Origin of the sequence: Lysobacter daejeonensis GH1-9, assembly GCF_000768355.1 — a bacterium.
Taxonomy (GTDB): Bacteria; Pseudomonadota; Gammaproteobacteria; order Xanthomonadales; family Xanthomonadaceae; genus Aerolutibacter; species Aerolutibacter daejeonensis.
Window position 1 is genome coordinate 1 of the sequence record NZ_AVPU01000075.1, and the last position, 1,176, is coordinate 1,176.

A 1,176-nucleotide genomic window follows, 5' to 3' on the forward strand; every position below is an offset into this window, starting at 1 on the left:
GATCTTGGCGACGACGCCCGCGCCGACGGTGCGACCGCCTTCGCGGATCGCGAAGCGCAGGCCTTCGTCCATCGCCACCGGGTTGATCAGGGTGACCACCATCTTGATGTTGTCACCCGGCATCACCATCTCCACGCCTTCCGGCAGGGTCACGGCGCCCGTGATGTCGGTGGTGCGGAAGTAGAACTGCGGACGGTAGCCCTTGAAGAACGGGGTGTGACGGCCGCCTTCGTCCTTCGACAGCACGTACACTTCGGCTTCGAAGTCGGTGTGCGGCTTGATCGAACCCGGCTTGCACAGCACCTGGCCGCGCTCGACGTCGTCACGCTTGGTGCCGCGCAGCAGCAGACCGGCGTTGTCGCCTGCCTGGCCCTGGTCCAGCAGCTTGCGGAACATCTCGACGCCGGTCACGGTCGTCTTCTGGGTCGGACGGATACCGACGATTTCGATTTCGTCACCGACCTTGATGATGCCGCGCTCGATACGGCCGGTCACCACGGTGCCGCGACCCGAGATCGAGAACACGTCTTCGACCGGCATCAGGAACGGCTTGTCGATGTCGCGCTCCGGCTCCGGAATGAAGGTATCCAGCGCCTCGACCAGCTTCAGGATCGACGGCACGCCGATCTCCGACTGGTCGCCTTCCAGCGCCAGGCGGGCCGAACCGTGGATGATCGGGGTGTCGTCGCCCGGGAAGTCGTACTTGCTCAGCAGCTCGCGCACTTCCATCTCGACCAGCTCGAGCAGCTCGGCGTCGTCCACCATGTCGGCCTTGTTCAGGTACACGACGATGTACGGCACGCCGACCTGACGCGACAGCAGGATGTGCTCGCGGGTCTGCGGCATCGGGCCGTCAGCGGCCGAGCACACCAGGATCGCGCCGTCCATCTGGGCGGCACCGGTGATCATGTTCTTCACGTAGTCGGCGTGGCCCGGGCAGTCAACGTGCGCGTAGTGACGGGTCGGGGACTCGTATTCCACGTGCGCGGTCGAGATCGTGATGCCGCGCGCCTTCTCTTCCGGCGCCGCGTCAATCGCGTCATAGGCCTTGAACTCACCACCGAAACGCTCCGCGCCCACCTTGGTCAGCGCTGCGGTCAGCGTGGTCTTGCCGTGGTCAACGTGACCGATGGTGCCCACGTTCACGTGCGGCTTGGTGCGCTCGAACTTACCCTT

General features: G+C 65.1%; 1 protein-coding gene. It reads right to left on the reverse strand.

Annotated elements, in window-relative coordinates:
- Positions 1–1,176: elongation factor Tu (gene tuf, locus N800_RS15020; RefSeq protein WP_156963032.1), on the reverse strand; the 1,176-nt coding region annotated here is incomplete at both ends.